This window comes from Paenibacillus sp. 32352 (assembly GCF_002042965.1).
GTDB classification, from domain to species: domain Bacteria; phylum Bacillota; class Bacilli; order Paenibacillales; family NBRC-103111; genus Paenibacillus_S; species Paenibacillus_S vulneris.
In genome coordinates this window covers 323,364-337,725 of the sequence record NZ_MZNT01000003.1, presented here as the reverse complement: position 1 = coordinate 337,725, position 14,362 = coordinate 323,364, and the positions used below count along the sequence as shown (strand labels likewise).

At 49.5% G+C, this 14,362-nt stretch carries 13 protein-coding genes; 5 read left to right on the top strand and 8 right to left on the bottom strand.

Features of this window, described 5'->3' with window-relative positions; translation table 11 throughout:
- Positions 1–102: 102 nt before the first annotated feature.
- Entirely contained in the window at positions 103–1,422 is a 1,320-nt protein-coding gene (locus B1728_RS09240) for an ABC transporter substrate-binding protein (protein ID WP_256865299.1), read from the bottom strand.
- A gap of 267 nt (positions 1,423–1,689) precedes the next feature.
- On the opposite strand from B1728_RS09240, the gene B1728_RS09235 reads away from it, so the two are divergent.
- Positions 1,690–3,192 (top strand): ATP-binding protein, encoded by a 1,503-nt coding sequence (locus B1728_RS09235; RefSeq protein WP_079909910.1) that lies wholly within the window; start codon positions 1,690–1,692, stop codon positions 3,190–3,192.
- 105 nt (positions 3,193–3,297) lie between these two features.
- Positions 3,298–3,984 (top strand): response regulator transcription factor, encoded by a 687-nt coding sequence (locus B1728_RS09230; protein ID WP_079909909.1) that lies wholly within the window; start codon positions 3,298–3,300, stop codon positions 3,982–3,984.
- A 76-nt stretch (positions 3,985–4,060) separates the two neighbouring features.
- Here B1728_RS09230 and B1728_RS09225 read toward each other — a convergent pair whose 3' ends face one another.
- Positions 4,061–5,374: an ABC transporter substrate-binding protein gene (locus tag B1728_RS09225; protein WP_079909908.1), complete on the bottom strand. Its 1,314-nt coding sequence runs from the start codon at positions 5,372–5,374 to the stop codon at positions 4,061–4,063.
- 214 nt (positions 5,375–5,588) lie between these two features.
- The gene (locus tag B1728_RS09220; RefSeq protein WP_079909907.1) at positions 5,589–6,449 is read right to left on the bottom strand and encodes an SMR family transporter; all 861 of its coding nucleotides are present in this window, start codon (positions 6,447–6,449) and stop codon (positions 5,589–5,591) included.
- Positions 6,450–6,646: 197 nt separating this feature from the next.
- On the opposite strand from B1728_RS09220, the gene B1728_RS09215 reads away from it, so the two are divergent.
- Positions 6,647–7,102, top strand: a complete 456-nt coding sequence (locus B1728_RS09215; RefSeq protein WP_079909906.1) for a GNAT family N-acetyltransferase — start codon at positions 6,647–6,649, stop codon at positions 7,100–7,102.
- A 173-nt stretch (positions 7,103–7,275) separates the two neighbouring features.
- Here the strand turns inward: B1728_RS09215 and B1728_RS09210 are convergent, their stop codons facing one another.
- Positions 7,276–8,037 (bottom strand): DeoR/GlpR family DNA-binding transcription regulator, encoded by a 762-nt coding sequence (locus B1728_RS09210; RefSeq protein WP_306293519.1) that lies wholly within the window; start codon positions 8,035–8,037, stop codon positions 7,276–7,278.
- 124 nt (positions 8,038–8,161) lie between these two features.
- On the bottom strand, positions 8,162–10,147 hold the full coding sequence (locus tag B1728_RS09205; protein ID WP_079909905.1) for a Na+/H+ antiporter: 1,986 nt from the start codon (positions 10,145–10,147) through the stop codon (positions 8,162–8,164).
- Between the two features lie 180 nt (positions 10,148–10,327).
- Between B1728_RS09205 and B1728_RS09200 the strand changes: the two genes are divergently transcribed.
- Both B1728_RS09200 and B1728_RS09195 read left to right on the top strand, forming a co-directional pair.
- On the top strand, positions 10,328–11,134 hold the full coding sequence (locus B1728_RS09200) for an EcsC family protein (protein ID WP_079909904.1): 807 nt from the start codon (positions 10,328–10,330) through the stop codon (positions 11,132–11,134).
- Positions 11,124–11,465 (top strand): cupin domain-containing protein, encoded by a 342-nt coding sequence (locus B1728_RS09195; protein ID WP_079909903.1) that lies wholly within the window; start codon positions 11,124–11,126, stop codon positions 11,463–11,465. The genes B1728_RS09200 and B1728_RS09195 overlap by 11 nt, the downstream gene beginning before the upstream one ends.
- A gap of 356 nt (positions 11,466–11,821) precedes the next feature.
- Here the strand turns inward: B1728_RS09195 and B1728_RS09190 are convergent, their stop codons facing one another.
- The 3 genes from B1728_RS09190 to B1728_RS09180 form a co-directional block, all read right to left on the bottom strand.
- On the bottom strand, positions 11,822–13,471 hold the full coding sequence (locus B1728_RS09190; protein ID WP_079909902.1) for a b(o/a)3-type cytochrome-c oxidase subunit 1: 1,650 nt from the start codon (positions 13,469–13,471) through the stop codon (positions 11,822–11,824).
- A gap of 90 nt (positions 13,472–13,561) precedes the next feature.
- On the bottom strand, positions 13,562–14,047 hold the full coding sequence (locus B1728_RS09185; protein ID WP_079909901.1) for a cytochrome c oxidase subunit II: 486 nt from the start codon (positions 14,045–14,047) through the stop codon (positions 13,562–13,564).
- A 27-nt stretch (positions 14,048–14,074) separates the two neighbouring features.
- Positions 14,075–14,206 carry a cytochrome c oxidase subunit 2A gene (locus tag B1728_RS09180; protein WP_079909900.1) on the bottom strand — a complete coding sequence of 44 codons (132 nt, stop codon included), beginning with the start codon at positions 14,204–14,206 and terminating at the stop codon, positions 14,075–14,077.
- Positions 14,207–14,362: the final 156 nt, after the last annotated feature.

The following is a 14,362-nucleotide window of genomic DNA, read 5'->3' as shown; positions in this document are numbered from 1 at the left end:
GACGATAAGCCAAAACTCGCGCTGAAAGCATCTTTCCCCACTAACTATGCTGATTCCACTTTATCAAGGAGAAAATGGGAACACCTTTCTTTTTCTACTAAATTATTTTTTGCCTGCTTTGAAATCCTTGGCGTATTTATCCGCCCATTCCTTCTGAACGCGCTCGCCGATCTTTTGAATCGCTTGGTCTACGGTTTGACCGCCGGACAGCGCCAGCTCGCCTTCCTGCAGATAGATGTTGCCGACGACGATATTTTTCACACCTGGAAGCAGCGGATATTCCGGATACTCTTTTTGTTCCACGAAGTAGTGAATGTTCTTCGGTTTCATGCTGCCGTCGCCTACATACGCTTTGCGGATTTCATCGTTCGTGAAGCCGGTCAGGAAGCCTTTGGATGCGAATACCTTCGCACCTTTGGCGCCCGTCAAATATTGCAGCAGCTTGAATGCGGCTTCCTTATTCTTCGAATCCTTGTTGATCATAATGGATACCGGAGTCGCCAGGCTTGTATTCGCGGCTACGCCCGGCGGATGCGGGATCGGTACAACATCCCAGTCAAAGCTGATTTTCTTATCCGTTTCCGCTTGGCGAAGCTGCGCTACGTGCCAATCACCGATGAGGTTCATCGCAACATTGCCCTTTTGGAACGCGGAATTGTAATGCGCGGAGGTCGTCACCTGCTCGGACCATGGCATGATGGAGCCGTCCTTCTCCATATCCTTGCGGAATTGGAGCGCTTTTTTAAACGGCGTCAGATCCTTATCAATGATGGAGGCCCCCGTCTGAACGGCCTGCATATACCAGGTTTGCGCCCATTGCTGCAAGTATGCGCCGTAAATTTTGTTCGCGCCCTCGCCTTTCGTCATTTTCTTCGCCAATTCCCGGAATTCGTCCCATGTCATATCGGCCTTCGGATAAGGCACGTTCGCCTGGTCGAACAACGTTTTATTGTAATACAGCATGTAATTCGATTTGCGGTAAGGCAAGCCGTACATTTTGTCATTTACCTTCATCCCGTCGTACAGCGGACCGAAGCCGGAAACATCCACATTATTCTTCTTGATATAATCGTCTAACGGCTCCAAAATACCCGTATCCAGAAACACGTCCATATTGCCGCCGAACAAGTCGATCTTTTCGCCGCCGGATAGTTGCAGACGCAGTTTTTCATAATATTGCGCTTGGGGAATCGTCTCGAATTGGACGTTAATATTCGGGTTTTCCTTCTTGAATTCTTCATAGGCCAGCTTGGTCGTTTCCAGATCGTCAGGCAGAATGGTCATGCGAAGATTAACCGTTTGCGAATCGGTTGAAGCTCCGTTATTCGCCGCTTTATTATCGGCCGGTTTATCCCCGCAGCCTGCTGCAACGCCTACTAATAAGGTTCCCGCTAAGGCGAGACCTATCACTTTTTTCCCCACATAGGAAAGTTTACCTTCATGAATACCTGAACGTAATGAAGGAGCCTTCCTATTGGCGATAAAACCTACCATTGAACGCGGTCGCTCATCTTTGAAAGTCCTCGATATAGGTTTTTTCAATTTACATCCATCCCTTGTTTTGTTATCATAATGATTACGCTTTCGTCACTGTCTATAGTATAGGGGAACCCGAGCCGGTCGCAGAAGGTGAAAGTTTTATTCCCCCTCTATCATCCACCCGTATTCTGACATCTGGAGTCGTTCAACATGATCTATTTCACGCTGCTGTTTATCGTCTGTTCGATTCTTCTCACCTATCGTAAAATGAACAGCCTGTCCACCCGATTTATGTTCGGCATCATCCTCGGATGGGTCATTTCATTCGTTTCCTTTACTTTGTATTTAAGTAAGTTTAACTATTATTACAATATCATTCATACGTTTTTTAACTTTAGCCCGGGCACGTGGAACTACCTTGTACTGACCAAGTTTAACGCCAACATGCTGATTCGCTTATTGAATGGCGGCATTATTTTATTCAACGGATCGCTTCTCTGCTTTGCCGTTTCCTTTACCCGTACGTCCCGAAAACGGACCAACGCCAACATTTATGCGGCTATCGCCTTGTTCTCCGTCATTTCCTTTGTATTTTACGATCCCGGTGTTCAAATATGGCTTCAGGATTTGGCCGTCGACCATGCCGCTGCGGAGGGGCTGTCATTAAGCACAGCGATTCATATCGGAGAATACGGCTTCCGTTATGCCGGGGATGCGCTTATTCTGATCGCCTTCTGGATGCTGCTCAATTATTATATGAATTATCCGAAGATCCGTTTTTTGAAAAACTACGCGCTGTATCACATATTGAGCCTGATCCCCGTTGTCCTGATTCATTTCCTGCTATTTTCATGGGCTCCCAAGAACCTGGTCATAGCAACGTACCTGCAGGGATACTACAATTACCTTCAGCCGCCAATCGGCTCCTATCCGCTGACGCTGTATGTTTTTCCTTATGTGGTATTTGCGGCGCTGGCCTTTTTGCTGCTTATTGTGTTTAAATACAATTCCATAGAGACGTATCACAAAAATCAAGACATTCAAATCAATAAAAGCATTGATACGGCTTCTCTGGGAGCAAGAGCCTTTACTCATGCATTGAAAAATCATCTGCTAGCCGTACGTTCCGAGGCGGAATATTTGAAGGAGAAGCACGCGGACAACGAGGATACTTCCTACAGCCTGGATTTGATGCTCAAATCTTGCTCTGCAGCAATGGAAAGTATAAGCGATGCGGCCCACAAGCTTAAATCGATTGAGCTGAATCTGCAGCCATGCCGCCTCAATCTTCCTGTCAAGGAGGCGCTCTCCCTGGTCAAGCAGGGTCCCCATCAGGCAGATATCAAGTTTGTAGCGAGTGCCGAAATCCCTGCGGCTTATATCGATCAGCAGCACATGGCCGAGGCGATTTATAACATTATTGAAAACGCTCTAGAATCGATAGCCGGTTCACCGGATGGAGCGATCGTTATTCATCTGGGGCGGCAGGACAGCTGGGGAATGATCTCCATAACCGACAATGGGCCGGGAATGCCGAAGGAGCATCTGGATAGGATCTTCTCCCCTTTCTTCTCGACCAAGCCGTCGATTCATAACTGGGGGATCGGCCTATCTTACTGTCACAAAATCGTTGCGGGGCATGACGGCAAGATCAGTGTCGACAGCAAGCTGGGGCAAGGAACCACATTTCGTATTTATTTGCCGGTTATTTAGAATAAATCCAAGCCAGAAGCCGTTTATTCAAACATTTCGAGATAAGGCAGGGGAATAAAATATACCCCCATCCGACAACAGCCAGAAAAAGGGGAGGCGTCTTTCATGAACGGGGATCACATCAAAATACTGATTGTAGACGATATGGAGGCTCATCGCAGAAGGCTTGAGCGTATCATTGCCGCTTGTGAGGATATGGAGAGTGTAGCGTCGGCAAGCTCAGGCTACGAAGCTGTCATGTACGCCGCCATGCATCAACCGGATATTATCCTGATGGATATCGAAATGGAGGATCCGCTAGCGGGCATTCATGCGGCCAAACAAATTAATGAGAAGCTGCCGCATATTAAAATTATTGTGTTGACGGTGCATAAGGACGACAATATTATTTTCGCTGCGTTTCAAACCGGCATTATGGATTACATCCTGAAAACGGCGGAGAAGGAAGAAATTGTGGAGGCCATACGCTCGGCTTTTCATAACCGGTCCCCCATCCGTCCCATGATCGCCGAGAAGATACGCGAGGAATTCGTCCGGATCAAAAAAACGGAAACCAGCCTGCTCTATGTCATTCAAATTATATCGGAGCTGACGCCGAGCGAGCTGCAGGTGCTCAAGCTTCTCTGTGAGAATAAAACGCGCAAGCAAATATCCGAGGAGCGGACCGTCGAATACGAAACGATCAAAAAGCAGGTCGGCAGCATCCTGAAAAAATTCAAAATGCAGAGCACGGCCGAGGTGGTGGCGACGGTCAATGAATTGAAAATATTCGAGGTGCTGAAAAAACTATGACTGTAACGCAAAACGGCAGCTTTCGAGAGTCTCGAAGCTGCCGTGTGTATTAATTTCAGCTAAACATGTTAACCCGCTATTTCTTCGCTGCCTCGATATCCTTGGCCGCCTGCTCCGCCGCCTTGCGGAAGGCGGTGTTTGCATCGCTCAAGTCCTGAGCAACCTCCCGGAACGCTGCTGTCGTAGGCTTCTCGGCTATATCATCGTAGACGGTTTTGGGTGAAATCGGCGCCGGCTTGGTCGGATAAAAGGCTTTGATGTTTTTCCCTTTCAGCGTCGGTACATCCTTGCCGAACGATTCGATCAGCTTCGGATTGTTCACAACCGGCATTCCCGTGCCGTCCGCCGCGAATTTCTCCTGCATCTCGTCGGAGGTCAGATAAGCCAATATATCAAAGGCAACATCCTTATGCTTGCTTGTGCTGGCGATGCTGGCAAGGGTAGGGTACATCTGGGAGCCGACTCCCGGCGCTTCTTTGAACGATGGCAGCGGTACGGCATCCAGATTCATATCCGCAGGGGCTCCTACCATCGTGCTGTTAAAGTAAGCGTACATGGCAAGCGTCCGGTCCTTGATGAACAGATCGGCCTCCTTCCCGTGCTTCTCCTTCGGAAGAACCGCGCCCGGGATTTTATAAAACCTCGCGAAATTTTCCGCGAACATTTTGAATTTCTCCGTATCCATCGCAGGCTTCATCGTCTGAGGATCAACGAATGGCAGCGATAGCTGGTTCACCCTCTCCATATGGGACACGGAGGTTGCAAAGCCGTAGTATTGCGTCCCTCCCTCCGTACGCGTCATCTTTTTGGACAGCTCATACAGATCGTCCCAGGTCATGCCCTCCTTAGGGTAAGGTACGCCGAACTTGTCAAACAAATCCTTGTTGTACATAAGAACTTCCGCCGTCGTAAAGATCGGTAGAGAGAATATACTCCCTTTGCCATAATCCTTAATGAAATCAAACATAGATTTTTCCAAACGGCTTGTATCGTAATTGGTTTTCTTAATAAATTCGCCTAAATCCGTCTGAAGGTTGTAATTTTGGAACTGAGCGACGAAGCCTATGGATAGAATGACGATATCAAGGTCCTGCCCGGAGGCTATAACCTCATTAATGCTCGTTCCCGTACCGAATGGGATAAATTTGGGGGTCACATACGGAAACTTCTCTTTAATTTTTTTCCCCATCAAGTCCATAAACTGCTCATCCGTCGTTCCCGTATTAGGACGGTAAAACGTAATTTCTACAGGATCCCGCTTGACCTCGTTAGCTGCCTTGGCTGCCGGTTGATTCTCCTTGGAGCCTCCGCCGTCCCCGCCCCCGCAGGCGGACAATATCAAGAGCGTACTTAAGGATGAAGCCAGCATCACACGATTTCTTCTTTTCATTCCATGACCCCCCGAAAATGAAATATGCAAGGAAAAACACTGATTCAAGGTGACGTTTAACCTGCTGCACCGTTTTATGACCTCAAATTAAAACGCTTACATAAAGCGCTTTCATTTATTATATAACAAAAGAACATTGCAGCATGCACCACAATATTCATTCATTTTTGTACTATATTCACATCTTATTCAAAACCTCTTGCCAATGTTCGAATCAACCTGAAGAGCCCCAAATAGCCACCAGCATAATGCCCATAGCGACGACGGCAGAGGATACGATTCTTTGAAGCCCCTGTTTTTCTTTTAACAGCCAGACCCCCAATATCGTTCCGAATACGATTCCCACCTCTCTTATCGGTGAAATATGGGACAAAGGGGAAATATTCATGGCGTACAAAAACAGCAGATAAGATCCCGGATTCAAAATGGATCCGACGGCAATACCCTTCCATTGCTCCATCAGCTTCTTCTTCCAATGCGGGACGGTACGGACCGACTTGGAAATGCCGAGGACGAAACCGATATTGGCAATCTCCAGCAAAGTAAACGGCGACAGATTGGACAAATTCAGTTTGTCGACAAGGACGTAGCATGTCGTGCACAGCCCTACCAAAAGAGCTAATATTACGGGCTTCCCCTGCGCATGGCCGCTATGACGTCCAAGCAGCCGGCTGCTCATAAGAAAAATTCCGGTTATGATGCAAGCGAGCCCCAGCCATCCCCACAAAGAAAGCGATTCGCCGAGAAAGAGCACGCCAATTGCCGGAATCAGCAGCGTCGACGTCCCTCTCATCAGTGGATACACCTGGGACAGATCACCGTGCTTGTAGGTTTCCGTCAGCAGAAGACCATAGGCGGCCTGCAACCCGAGGGATAACAGAACGAGCAGCCAGCCGGAAGCCGGTAGCTGTGCATGAAGGAGCTCCATGAAAGATGAGGGAAGAAGCACGAGTACGGAGGGGATAAGAATAGCCCATAGAAACAAGCCCTTCTCCTCGCTTTTCTTCGCGAACAAATTCCAGACCGCATGGGTCAATCCCGAACAAATGACTAATAGTACGGCAACAATGATCAAAAGAAGTCATCCCCTCTCACCAAACAACACACATATTAACACACAAACACACATATATTCAACCCCCTTTCTGGTTGCAAATAACACTTGTCAGGGGCGCCTTTCCTACTTTTTCATTTGAACTAAACTTTCCGTTGCTCCTCTTTCCTACAGCATTTAATCTGAAGCTATCTTTCATTCGGAAAGGATGCGTCCATATGTTAGCTATTACATCCATTCAGGATTGCCCTGAGCGCCAGATGGAGCTTGCGGAATATGTTAAAGCAAAGTGGCCCAACGTAGCCAATGCTGTTCTTCCTCAGATTGATCTAAGCTTATCATCAGAAGGGGGCTTGCCGTTTACGTTTCTGCTCCTGAAGGACAATCAAATCATTGGATTTTATCAGTTAATTCAACATGAATTTGTAAGGAGAAAAGATTTAACCCCGTGGATAGCTCCGCTATTCATTGATGAACAGGAACGGGGACAAGCGTATGGCTCGGTTTTATTGGAGCACGCCCGAAACATAGCGGGGCAAATGGGTTATAAGAAGGTCTATTTGGCGACGGACCATATTCTCTACTATGAAAAATATGGCTTTAGGGAAATTGGATTGGACATTTTCGAATGGGGAAGACCAACTAAACTATATGAGCATGACACCATTATGTAATTCAACATCGTTCAGAACGGGACCACCCGTATCAAAATAGCCCCGTAAGAGGACCCTATTGGGGTACAAATCCTCTTACGGGGCAAGCTGTCACTGTATGGCTTCTACAGGCTGTCGAGCATCCTCAACAGAACGGCAACCACCTCGGCGCGATTGGCCTGTTATGCTTCACTTTATTCAAAAACGATTGAAATCCCGCTATTCGCATACTTCTCCACAATCTCCCGATCAATTAATGAATCGGTGACAATGCGCTCCACTTCGTCAATCGCACAAATCTTGATCAAGGACACGACCTCGAATTTGCTGCTGTCGGCGAGCGCGATGGTGCGCTTGGCATTTTTATGCATAATCTTTTTGAGCTGGATCTCGCCAATGCCGTAATCGGTAATCCCCTCTTCCAGAGAAATCCCGCTCACGCTCATGAAGAACAGATCGGCATGAAATTGCGAGACGAAGGCTTCCGCCAGCTCCCCGACAACCCCACGTTCCTGATTGCGTAAGACGCCGCCCGTCAGGATAATTGTATAATTGGGCATCTCTACAAGCTCGTTGGCAATCGGAAGAGAATTGGTAATGATCGTAAGCCGGTCAAACTTACGCTTCAAGGCGCGTGCAAACTCCGTATTGGTTGTACTGACATCCAACGCTATGGACTGTCCTTCCTCTACGTACCGGGTAGCCAGCTCAACGAGCTGCTTCTTCTCCTCAACGAATTTCGTTTCCCGAAACGTTAACGGCTGTTCCTTCTTATAGTCTATGTCAGCCAGAATGGCTCCACCGTGCACCCGCTTAAGAAAGCCTTCCTTCTCCAGAAATTCCAAATCTCTGCGCACCGTTTCGAACGAGACGCCGAACATCTCAATCAGATCGGAGACGACGACCGATTTTTCTTTGTTAATTTTTTGAATGATGGCTTGATGCCTTTGCTGCACGAACAAGTTATTTCCGTCCTTTCCAACAAGCTGGCTCGCGGAAACACAAGCTATCGACATTGTAGCATAAACCAAACGTTTTTCATAACGAAACACACACAGATACAACTACCCGCACAAGAGATCAGATAGGCTCCTCCTCCAGACGGTTCGCTTCCGTATAATTGATAAACTTGCGCAACGCGCCGGCCATTTCGCGGCTGATTTCTCCCTGTTCGAACAGCTGCTGAACCTCGTTCCGCTCCGCCTGGATCGCCTTGAACAGCAGCTCCGTCTTCTGCTTATGGAACTGCTCCAATTTATGCGGTTGAATCTGCTTCCTGCATAGCCGATCAATCAAGATATGGTAGTGAGAAATAACCGTTTCATAAGCACTTCGGTTTTTCTCGGTGATTTGCTTCTGGATTGCCGATATGGCCGCGCGCGACGTCTGAATTTTGGCTGAGCGGAGCGAATCGGTAGGCAGGCCTTGCTCCTGCTTCTTCCTGCCCCACTTCGACCATAAACGCTTCATCACAATGGCTGGCACCGACAGCCTAAGACGAAGCCGGTTCGAACAGGCGAGCTCCATTTCGTTCAGCATCCGCCGTGCCTGCAGCTCCACCTCGTGCGATATTTCCTTGTCAGACAGCATTCGGGCCAGCTCCTCGCGCTCCGCCTGAATGCCGATCAGTCTGGCTTCATTCTCCATCACCCGATACGCCTGGCTTAATCTGGAGTCGTTGTAACCGATCTCGGTTCCCGCCCTCAGAAGCTTTTTATAATCGGTAATCACAGATTGGGCCGCAGGGCGGTTCTCGTCGGTCATTTCTTCTCTAATGGAGCTTATGGCCGCCTTAATAACCCGGATTCTCGCATCCTTCTCCTGCAGCTGATGGCTCTCCTCCGCTCCCCCTTCCTCACGCTTTGCGAAGAGCGGCAGCAGAAGACTCGCGGCCAGAAGCGTGAACAAGATCACGCCCGCCGAAATAAAAATAATGAGGGACCGCTCCGGAAACGGGCTTCCGTCCATCAAAGTGTAAGGGATCGAAAATGCGCCCGCCAGCGTGACCGCTCCTCGCACACCTGACAAGGAGGTCAGCAAGGAAGCGGTAAAGTCGGCTTTCTTCAAAAACAGAAAAACCCAGATAAAGCGAAGACAGATCAGCATGAGCGAGACGATAATAATATAGCCGAACACCTGCGCATTGTTAAAAGCGGCGTCGACATAGATGACATGAATGACCTCAGGTATTTGCACCCCCAGAATGAGAAATACAAGGCCGTTCAGAATGAACAAAATAACCGACCAGGTGCTGGCGGAGACGATCTGCATTTTGGAAGTCGTGTTCTCCATATGATCCTTCTCGACCGCATGAACGATCCCCGCAGCCACCACGGCCAAAATGCCGGATACCTTGCATTCCTCCGCCAGAAAGTAGATAAGGCAGGGAGTTATCATTTGCAGCAGCATATGGAATGTCGCATCCTCCATACCTAACCGGCGAATCAGCATCCGGATGCGAATGATGAGAAAGGCAGCGACGACGCCGACCGCCAGCCCCCCTATCGCGACCAGCACAAAGTTAAGCGCGGCGCTGCCCAGCGAGAAGGCTCCGGTAACCATAGCCGCTATGGCGAACTTGAAGGCGACCAAGCCGGAGGCGTCGTTCATCAGCGCCTCTCCTTCAAGAAGGCGCATGATCTTCTTGGGCAATCGGATACGCCCTGCCAAGGAGCTCACCGCAACCGCATCCGTTGGGGATAGGATAGCAGCCAAAGCAAAGGCAGCCGGAAGCGGAATCGACGGAATCATCCAATGGATAAAATAGCCGACAACAAATACAGTGACGAAAACCAGTCCTAACGCTAACAATAAAATCGGAACCCGCAATCTCCAGAGCTCGTCTCTTGGGGTCATTTTTCCATCATTAAACAAGAGAGGGGCAATGAATAAAATAAAGAACAGCTCCGGCTCCAAGGGAAGATGGAGTCCTAGCGGCAAAATGGCCAATATCATTCCCAAGGCTACCTGAATTAGCGGGACAGGAACAAGCGGCATAAACCGGTTCAGCAAATTAGAAAGAATGATCATTACCAGCAGCATAAGGACCGCCAAAAATACTTCCATCCTGCCAAGTCTCCTTCAGGGAATATGATGTCGTCTAACACTTGTATAACCGAATTTCCCCCGGGATAAACGATTAACTTTGAACGCCTCGCCTACTTTTGTGATTAACGCCGCTTTCCATGTATAATATAGCTACTTATGCCGAACGGCTGAATTTGACTAATGGGGGGAATCCGTCCCATGGATACCAACGGAAGCTTATACGAGCAGCAGACGGCCAAGGCCCTGAAGCTGTGGGAGAAGGAATTATTAAAGCCGCCGGGATTACTCGAGAGAACGTCACGGTCGGTTTCGATGAAAATCAATCAGGTCATTCCGGAAAAGGTGCATCAGACGATTACCGCAACCGTTAAGGGAATTGTCCAGACCGCTTTATTCAGCCTGGAATATATGCCCAAGAATCCTCCTATCGTCGGGGCTACGCTCGCCTTGAGAGATCACAGGGCCGAAGAATTGCTCGGCTTTTATAAAAAGCTGGCGGCGGCGGAAGGCGCGGGCACAGGCGCGGGAGGCATTCTGCTCGGGCTGGCGGATTTCCCCATTCTCATCGGAATTAAAATGAAGTTTCTGTTCGAGCTGGCGCATGCCTATGGGCATTCCACACAGGATTACCGGGAGCGGCTGTTCATTCTGTATATTTTTCAGCTGGCCTTCTCGGGCCAGGATAAAAAGCAGGCGTTATTCCGGACCTTGTCCCGTTGGCCGGAAACCGCACGCTCTCTCCCGCCTGCCGAATCTTACGCTCGGCATATTGATTGGAAGCAGCTGCAGCAGGAGTATCGGGATACGATCGATTTTCGAAAGATGCTCCAGCTGGTGCCGGGCATAGGCGCTGTCGTCGGCGCATGGGCGAACTACGGCCTGCTCGATGAGCTGGGCCGGGTCGGCATGAACTGCTACCGGCTGCGCTGGCTTCAGGAAGCGGAAGCCCGTAAACTGCAGGATTCTTCGGATCCAGAAAAGGGGGATGGAACGGATGAAGATTAGCAAACAAACCGCAGAGCATTATGTATGGGGAGATCAATGTGACGGATGGCACTTGGTCAAGCAGGAGGACTTAAGCGTCATCCATGAACGGATGCCCGCCGGAACCGCGGAAGTGCGTCATTATCATGTACGATCCCGGCAGTTTTTTTTCGTGCTGAAGGGCGCGGCGGAGATGGAGCTGAACGGTGAGACGGTACAGCTTCAGCCTCAGGAAGGGATCGAAATCCCTCCGGGAGTCCCCCATCAAATGAAAAACAGTTCGGAGCAGGACGTAGAATTTCTGGTCATCTCCCACCCGCAAACCCGCGGAGATCGTATCTCGGCGGAATAGGCTCGATCATGCCATGCTACTATGACCCGTCTCTGGAATCTCACCTTGCTGCTTGTCTAAGCAAGGCTAACACCTAGACTTAAAAAAGAAAAAATAAAGAAGCTCCTTTTGGAGAGCTTCGGGTTGTTGAGAAGTCTGGTTTTGCGGGAACTTTGCTACATATGGAGGTGGGGTATGCTTCGGAAGAGTTTACGACCGCCTTTGAAGCCCGCGAAAATACCGCATAAAATTAAATAAATATTTCGCGGGTTTCAACAGCGGCTGTAGGGGCATACCCCACCGGAGTATATTAGCAAAAGTTCAAGCTCTACAGGCTTCTCAACAAACTCGCTCCCTTCTAGGGGGCTTCTTTATTTTTACCAGGTAACGATTCCCTTCGACCCCGCTCCCGGATTGTTTAACATCTCCATAACCGGAACCGTATAGGCCACCAGGATAAGCACCACAATCACGCCGACCCATACTCCCCAGCGCTCGAAGATCGCCGGGGTCTGCTCCGCCGTATCCCGCACTTCGGCAATCGGATACTCCGTGCTGCCCTTAGGCGCATTGAGCAGCATGAGCACGTTCATGATCATCATAAGAACGCCGATGAACAGGATCGTCCCTCCTATGGCCATCACTACATGATAAGGCATCCATAGAACCGCATCCGGATGGTTCTCATAGGTCGTATAAGCGGTGCGTCGCGGTGAGCCGAGCAGCCCGGAGATGTGCATCGAGCCGGACATGAAGAACATCCCGGCCAGCCAGACGATAGTCTGGGCTATCCCCAGCTTATGCATCAAGGGTGTTAGAACACGCCCTGTCAATGCAGGCAGCAGCCAATAGGTCACTCCGAAGAAGGTGAGTGCGACACTTGTTGCAACGGTCAGATGGAAGTGCCCCGTCACCCACAGCGTATTATGAACGACCATGTTCATTTGGTTACTTGCATTGATCAGACCTCCTGCACCGGCCGGAATAAAGATGAGCATGCCCATGAAAGGAGCGAAGAAACGCACGTCCTTCCAAGGAAGCTTCTTCAGCCATCCGAATAACCCGGTTGCCCCGACTGACCGCCCATGCAGCTCAAAGGTGGCGAACAGTGAGAAGGCTGTCATGAGAGAAGGCACGACAACCATAAAGGTAAGAACCACCTGCACGTATTTCCATACCGACGAAATCCCCGGCTCCATCAGCTGATGGTGAAATCCGACGGGAATGGAGAACAAGAGCAGCATGATAAAAGCCAACCGCGCAAGCGCATCGCTGAACATTTTGCCGCCGATAATTTTGGGAATCACAACATACCAGCACATATAGGCTGGGAGCAGCCAGAAATAAACGAGCGGATGGCCGAAGTACCAGAATAAAGTCCGGCTCAGCACCACGTTCACTGTTTCCACCCAACCGAACGACCAAGGGATCAGCATGAACAGGACTTCGATAGCGACGCCGATCGTAGCAATAAGCCACATCAGCATGGTCACGACAGCCATGAAGCCAAACAGCGGGGACATGCGGCCGCCATGCGTTTTTTTCCAATATTGGTACTGGATAAATATCCCAAAACCACTCATCCAGCTGCCTACTACAACTAAAACCAGAGCGACATAAAACCATGGCGATGCCTTCATCGGAGCATAGAACGTATACAGCACCGTCGCTTTATTCAACAAAATCATGATTGTGGCAAGAATCGTACCCGACGTCATCAGTCCGTACCCGAGCCATCCTAGCGATCTGGCAATCGGCAGCAGGCGGCCTCCCATCGTTTTAGCCACGCCGGAGTACAGAAACCCGATGATGAAATACGTGGTAAAAATAAGCGCCATCAGCACGCCATGCGCAGTAAGCAGCTGGTAATATCCGATTTCGTACGGCAGCTTAATAGCTCCGCCTCGTACCAGGCCTTGCAGCACGCCGGCTACTCCCCCCAGCAGAAGAGCCAGAAATGCGAATAATACATGCGCGAGCACTAGCGCTGAATCACGGCGGTCGAATTCTTTTATCTCGTTACTCATTTTGATAACACTCCTTTACAATCACTGCCTGCTTATTGTGATCTTTTTCACATAACAGGAATCAGACATAGAGCTGTTTCCTGCAACGTACTATTTGACAATAATTCTTGTCTGCATCATTTCGTGCGCCGCACCGCAGTACTCATTGCACAGTACCAAATATTCCCCCGGCTTGGTGAACTTGTAGGTCAAATGGTTGATTTCTCCTGGAACCACCATCATGTTTACATTCGTTCCCGGAATTTGAAATCCGTGTACAACATCCTTGCTTGTCATGTGAAAATGCACGGTAGCTCCGGCTGGGATCTCCATTTTCTCCGGCCCATAGCCGAAAGCAAACGCCAGCATGTACGCATCATACTCATTGTCTCCGATTTTCTTCAAGCCCGGTTCGTTGAATGGCGCCGTCTGGTCCACCGTCTCCGGATCTACGACTTCACGGTGATGGCCGGACGCATGGTCCCCCGGAGGCTGCGCTCCCAGGGCAAAAGCTCCGACCCCCAGCACGATCAAAAACACACCCAGCATCGAGACGCCGACCGTTAACCAAATTTTCTCCAGCTTGTGCATATGCATCCATCTTCAATCCCTTCCACGAAATGATTACCCTCGAGCAGCAAACAATACGAATACGCCGACCCAGCTCAATACCAGAAAAGCAGCCAGCAGCATGACCGATACGAACGTCCCCTTCAGCTTGGTATCGTCTGCCGATTTTGAATCCTTAAGCTCCATCACGCTTCCTCCCCCTTCGGGTGTTAACTTCTGAGTTCATTGTAAAAGCAAGGCTGCAAGCCCACTATGAGCAAAGTCACAAGCGATCCGCCAGAAATCGTGAACATTTTATGTACGGAAAAAGTATTTTGCGGGAAGACCGAACATGATCAGCTC